Genomic DNA, 6,197 nt, shown 5'->3' on the forward strand with positions numbered 1-6,197 from the left:
TTATCAGAAAAACCGCTTATACCGGACCAGTGCAGTCCGTAATCCTTGACTGGGCCGGTACTGCTGTGGATCATGGGTGCCTGGGGCCTGTGGCCGTATTTGTGGACGTGTTTGCCGATGCCGGTGTACCGGTGACCATTGCCGAGGCCCGGCAGTTCATGGGCATCGCCAAAAAAGATCACATCCGGGGCATGTGCCGTCTGCCCTCTGTGGCAGCTGCCTGGAGGGAAACCCATGGCCGTCTTCCCGATGAAAATGATGTGAATACCCTCTACGGCAACACGGCCACGCGTATGGTGGAGACCATCGGCAACCACAGTGATCCCATTGAGGGCGTGGTGGAGACCGTTGAAAAACTGCGGGGCATGGGTATTAAAATCGGTTCCAGCACCGGTTATGTTAAGGAGATGATGGATGTACTGGTGCCCATTGCCCGGGAAAAGGGGTATCGCCCCGATGCCCTTGTCTGTTCCTCTGATGTGCCTGCCGGTCGTCCTTTTCCCTGGATGTGCTACCTTAACGCCATGAAGCTAAACACCTATCCCATGGAGGCCATGGTGAAGATCGGTGATACCCTGGTTGATATTCAAGAGGGACTTAATGCCGGCATGTGGACCATCGGTGTTACCCGTACGGGAAATGAGCTGGGGCTGACCCCGGAAGCTGTGGCAGCCCTGGACCCGGTGGAACTGGCCGCCCGTCTGGCCGCCATTGAAGCTCGTTTCAAGGCTGCCGGTGTCCATTATGTGGTGGAGCAGATGGCGGATATTCTTCCGGTAATCAGTGAAATCAACGAGAAACTCTTCGAAGGTATGCTGCCGCCTCTGGCAGGATGAATGGGAAAAAATGGATATAGACACCCTTCCGGATAACCCCTATCTACTGCTTACCCCCGGTCCCCTGAGCACCACAAAATCCGTCAAGGCTGCCATGCTCCGGGACTGGTGCACCTGGGACGATGATTACAACACCATTGTCCAGCAGATCCGTCATACCCTGACCACCCTTGCCACCAGCCATCCCGGGTATACCACCGTGCTGATGCAGGGCAGTGGTACCTTTTGTGTGGAGGCCTGCCTCACTACAGCCATTCCCGGGGACGGCAAACTGTTGGTTCTTGCCAATGGGACCTATGGTCGCCGCATCGCCCGCATTGCCTATTGCCAGGGAATTCATCACCAGATACTGGACAGCGGTGATACATCCCCGCCGGACATGGAACTGCTATGGTCTACCTTGGAAAAAGATACCTCCATCACCCATGTGGCAGTGGTACACTGCGAGACCACCACGGGTATGCTCAACCCGGTAAAGGAGATCGGCGATCTGGTTGCCAGGTTTAACCGGGTCTATGTGGTGGATGCAATGAGCAGTTTTGGGGGTATCCCCATGGACATGGCAGACATCCGGGCCGACTATCTCATTTCCAGTGCCAATAAATGCATCCAGGGGGTGCCTGGATTTGGGTTTGTCATTGCCCGGCAGTCCGTGCTGGCCCGGACAGAAGCCAACGCCCGCTCCCTGAGCCTGGATCTTTTCGACCAGTGGCGTACCATGGAATCGGGCAACGGCAAATGGCGATTTACCTCCCCCACCCATGTGGTTCGAGCCTTTGCCACGGCCCTGGCGGAACTGGAAAGGGAAGGGGGCATTGCGAAACGCTGGCTGCGCTACACCGCCAATAACCAGGGCGTGATCCAGGGAATGACACAACTGGGCTTTACCCCGCTTTTGCCATCGTCGTATCAGTCTCCCATCATCACCTCATTTTTCAGTCCGGATCATCCCGATTATCAGTTCAAGGCGTTTTATACCCGCCTCAAACTGCGGGGGTTTGTTATTTATCCGGGCAAGGTCACCCATCAAGACACCTTTCGCATCGGCAACATTGGTGAGGTTTACCTGGAAGATATCTCCCACCTTATCAATGCCGTGAAGGCCTCCATGTACTGGGCTTGACCGACCTATGAGCCTGAAACGTTTAGGAAAAAAACAACGCTGCTGATATTCTGTAAAAATGCAAGTTAAAGGCTTAATATATCAAGGGCCGTCGCAAAATAAGATATCATGGCATGCCAATGTTTTTACTAAGAAATTAAAAATTTACTTGAATTTCCATATAGGGTGTTTATATAAATATATAGTTAAAGAAAACAAGCTTATAATACACCGAATATTTTTCAACTCCATATTCTTATAAGAGGTGGACGTCATGAATAATAAGGAGGCAAAAAAAGCATTTTTTTCTTTAATGCAGTTTGCAGGCGTGACTGTAAACGGCCAAAACCCCCACGATATTCAAATCTATAATGATCAATTTTATTCCAGAGTCATAGAACATGCCGAGTTAGGGCTTGGCGAGTCTTACGTGGACAAGTGGTGGGACACAAAGGCACTTGACCAGTTTATAGAGAAAGTGCTGCGCGCCAATCTTTTGGCCCGACTGAAACAGGACTGGGCCACCACATGGAACATCATTAAAGCAAGGGTATTTAATTTGCAGACGGGCCGACGTGCATTTATTGTGGGCAAACAGCATTATGATATCGGAAATGAGCTGTACCAGAGAATGCTGGACAGGCACATGCAATATAGCTGCGGCTATTGGAAAAATACAGACAATCTTGATGCGGCCCAGGAAGCAAAGCTCCGAATGATCTGCCGAAAGATGGACTTAAAGCCGGGAATGACCGTGGCAGAACTGGGTTGCGGGTTTGGCGGATTTGCTGCCTATGCCGCCAGAAAACATGGTGTCCGGGTGGTGGGGTTTACCGTGTCAAAGGAGCAGGCCCGGTATGCAAAAACCTTGTGCCAGGGATTGCCCGTGGATATCCGACTTCAAGATTATCGAAAAGCCACCGGGAAGTATGATCGGGTTCTCTCCATCGGGCTTATGGAGCATGTGGGATCTAAAAATTATCGGACCTATATGAAGATGAACAGCCGCCTGTTAAAAGAGAATGGCATTGCCTTTGTCCACACCATTGGAAGCAATGTCAGTTGCAGGATATGTAATCCATGGACAGCCAAATATATTTTCCCCAATTCAATGCTGCCCTCACTTGCCCAGCTTGGGAAATCCATGGAAGGATTTTTTGTTGTGGAGGACTTGCACAATTTTGGTGAGGATTACGACAAAACCCTAATGGCCTGGTGGGAGAATTTCGAAACAGCCTGGCCTGAACTGAAAGGCACCTACGACGACAGGTTTTACCGAATGTGGAAATATTATCTTTTGAGCTGTGCAGGCGGCTTCCGGTCCCGCACCCTGCAGCTCTGGCAGATTCTCATGACCAAACCCGGCAGAACCCGGCCGGATTGCCGGATGTCATGACATGCCAGACATGAAGGCATCAAACACCATTATTGTGGGAGGCGGACCATCAGGGTCCGCCTGTGCCAGACACCTTAGAAAATCAGGCATGGAAGTGCTCATCCTTGAGAAAAAGACATTTCCAAGACCAAAAGTCTGTGCCGGATGGATAACGCCAAAGGTGCTGAACATACTGGGCATACCGCCGGAAGAATATCCATATTCCCTTATGCAATTTAACCGGATTCACTTTTATGTGTTCGGCATCAAACTTCCCGTCAGAACACGTCAGTATGCTGTCAGGAGATCTGAATTTGATGAATGGATGATATCCCGTTCCCAGGCTCCTGTTTTGACCCACACCGTAAAAAATATTGTCAAAACAAATGGCGGTTATATCATCGACAATACATACCGGTGCAAATATCTGGTTGGTGCGGGGGGAACGCACTGCCCCGTGTTTAAGACGTTTTTTTTCCCATTCCAACAACGAAGTGAAACTGCGCGGATTGTGGCCATTGAAAAAGAATTTCGCTGCGATTATCAGGATAGGGGCTGTCATATCTGGTTTTTTGATCAAGGGCTACCCGGATATGCCTGGTATCTACCGAAGGGAAACGGCTGGCTGAACATCGGGATTGGCGGGAAAGCCCTGAAATTAAAATCCCGGGGGAAAACCATTCTGGACCACTGGCATGAATTTACAAAAAAACTCAAAGATCATTCCCTGATACCCCATATTCCGAAAAATCCCAGGGGACATCCGTATTATCTATACCGGAAACAAACCACCCATCGGCGGGGGAATGCGTTTATTATCGGAGATGCAGCAGGAGTGGCAACCCTTGATATGGGAGAAGGTATCCATGCTGCAATTGTTAGCGGAGTAAGGGTGGCAAAGATAATCACGGGAGAAAATCCAAATCACCTGGATTCTTCTTTTCCAAAATTCAGCCTGCCCGGCATTCTCTGGAGGCAAAACGGATAAAATGCATGTAAACCTTTGCCCATTTTTCAAAAGTTGCTGTCATCGGTGCCGGAAATGGATCCGGACTGGCTGGACAACTTGTTGCTTCGCAGGGAGTCTGTAGAGATTCAATAACCTTTGTTCTTTTTCAGGGGCTTGGTCACAACACGGGTTTCCCCGCCACAGTTGGGTGTCATGTTGTGAGCTCACCAGCTCGTCTGTGTGCAGCTTTGGACATCTGCGGCTTGCCCGCAGCATGTTAATTGTTGGAATTCAGTATGGTGTCCCCCGGAATTCCACTGAAAAAAGCCATTATTGCTTGACATTAGGTGTTTAGTGCGGTCCGATCCGATATTGTTAACGTGACACCATTTCCTTAGCCCCTTCATGTCCCTGGTCAGCAGCCTTTTTGTACCAGTTGAGAGCAATTGATGCATTTTTTGGAACTATTCTGCCTTTGTAATATATATTTGCAAGGTTATATTGAGCATTTACATGGCCTTGTTTAGCTGCTTTCTCATACCAATAAAAAGCATATTTTTTACTAGGGTTAATTCCTGTTCGTGTTTTACTCATAATTTCTATATTTAATAGAGCTATTCTATCTCCCTGGCCTGCTGCTTTTCGATACCAATAAATAGCTTTTTCTTTACGATCTTTGGTGAGCAATTTATTTTCGTATATCCAACCGAGACGATATTGCGCGTCAAGATATCCTTGATTAGCAGCTTTTTCATACCAATATATGGCTTTTAATATATTCCCATATTCACATAAAAGTCCAAGCTTGTATTGGGCTGGAATATATCCTTGATTGGCCGACTTTTCGTACCAATGAACAGCTTCCATACTGCCTTTTAAGAAACGAGGCATTTGATATTGAGCAACTGAGTCTCCCTGCTCTGCAAATTGGAGCGTTTCTTCAAAATTCTTTTTCCATTCAATTTCGTTTTCGTTTCTTAAGTCAATAAGTAGTTCATTCTTATCAAATAATAATGCAAGGTTGTATTGAGCATTTACATCTCCATTTTCAGCAGCTCGTAATATTTCTAACTGTTCAATTTCTCTATGCAATAAATCAAGGTGCCATTGAGCGTCCTCATGCCCTTTATCTGCAGCCTTTTTGTACCAATAGTCCGCTTTTTCATAGTCTTTAGAAATGATGCGACCAGCATAATAGGCAAAACCAATGTCAAATTGCGCATTAATATCACCCTGTTTAGCTGCCTTTAATGTGTCTTTAAATTCGGCACCCCATACGCGAACAGAACATAATAGAAGAAATAATATAATAATCCATGCTTTCCTCAAAACATTCTCCTTTGTTGTTTTGTTGTTGTTTCTTCTAACTCGTAATTTAAAATTATAGCTTCATCTTCATAAACAACCTTTGATGCGTGCTTTCGTTTATTCTTTTGTTAATTTTGTCCCCGTTTAACGACGCTAATCAGCCGCGCGGCTTTTTGCGTCGGCTGAATTAGCTTTGTGTACGCCTGGCATGGGCGTGAACGTATGGGGTGCAAGTCCCCCATACGTGAATTCTGTCAATAGAGTTACTGTTAACACAAGTATGAGCCGAAAACAAGGGCGGAACCGTGAGGAACCGCCTGAAGGAAGTTGGAGCGCAAAACCATGAGCCGACGAACAGAAACAGCATATAAGGCCTGGTCTCCGGGTAAGCCTGCACAACATATCAAAGCCCAGGATTCAAGAGACAGGGTAAATGCTGCGGTTGTGAAGTGACAGTTCACGTTCTTTTATCCCTCAAGGGGGTACTGAAAAGAGTCCGGGGAGATCTGCTTTGCTTGCATTGATTTTCTTTTGCACTAACTCCCGGGCGGGTCCATACCGGGATACCAAGGTCCAGGCATCACCGGCTGTTGCCGACGGTGATGTGATACAAACAACGGGCAGCAG

Annotated in this window: 5 protein-coding genes; 4 read left to right on the plus strand and 1 reads right to left on the minus strand. The window is 47.7% G+C overall.

Annotated features, from left to right (window positions below):
- From phnX to ACYQ2M_RS24455, 4 genes are all read left to right on the plus strand, one after another.
- Window positions 1-836, plus strand: an 836-nt coding sequence (gene phnX, locus ACYQ2M_RS24440; RefSeq protein WP_459919015.1) for a phosphonoacetaldehyde hydrolase, incomplete at its 5' end; no start/stop codon positions are given.
- 10 nt (window positions 837-846) lie between these two features.
- The gene (gene phnW, locus ACYQ2M_RS24445) at window positions 847-1,959 is read left to right on the plus strand and encodes a 2-aminoethylphosphonate--pyruvate transaminase (protein ID WP_459919016.1); all 1,113 of its coding nucleotides are present in this window, start codon (window positions 847-849) and stop codon (window positions 1,957-1,959) included.
- 253 nt (window positions 1,960-2,212) lie between these two features.
- The gene (cfa, locus tag ACYQ2M_RS24450; protein ID WP_459919017.1) at window positions 2,213-3,334 is read left to right on the plus strand and encodes a cyclopropane fatty acyl phospholipid synthase; all 1,122 of its coding nucleotides are present in this window, start codon (window positions 2,213-2,215) and stop codon (window positions 3,332-3,334) included.
- A gap of 1 nt (window position 3,335) precedes the next feature.
- On the plus strand, window positions 3,336-4,301 hold the full coding sequence (locus ACYQ2M_RS24455) for an NAD(P)/FAD-dependent oxidoreductase (RefSeq protein ID WP_459919018.1): 966 nt from the start codon (window positions 3,336-3,338) through the stop codon (window positions 4,299-4,301).
- A 336-nt stretch (window positions 4,302-4,637) separates the two neighbouring features.
- On the opposite strand, the gene ACYQ2M_RS24460 is transcribed toward ACYQ2M_RS24455, so the two are convergent.
- Entirely contained in the window at window positions 4,638-5,591 is a 954-nt protein-coding gene (locus tag ACYQ2M_RS24460; RefSeq protein ID WP_459919019.1) for a tetratricopeptide repeat protein, read from the minus strand.
- Window positions 5,592-6,197: the final 606 nt, after the last annotated feature.

Source organism: Desulfocicer niacini (genome assembly GCF_054657595.1).

Coding starts and splice junctions, on each gene's coding strand:
- phnW (WP_459919016.1), top strand. CDS start 847: ATGGATATAGACACCCTTCCGGATAACCCCTATCTACTGCTTACCCCC.
- cfa (WP_459919017.1), top strand. CDS start 2,213: ATGAATAATAAGGAGGCAAAAAAAGCATTTTTTTCTTTAATGCAGTTT.
- ACYQ2M_RS24455 (WP_459919018.1), top strand. CDS start 3,336: ATGCCAGACATGAAGGCATCAAACACCATTATTGTGGGAGGCGGACCA.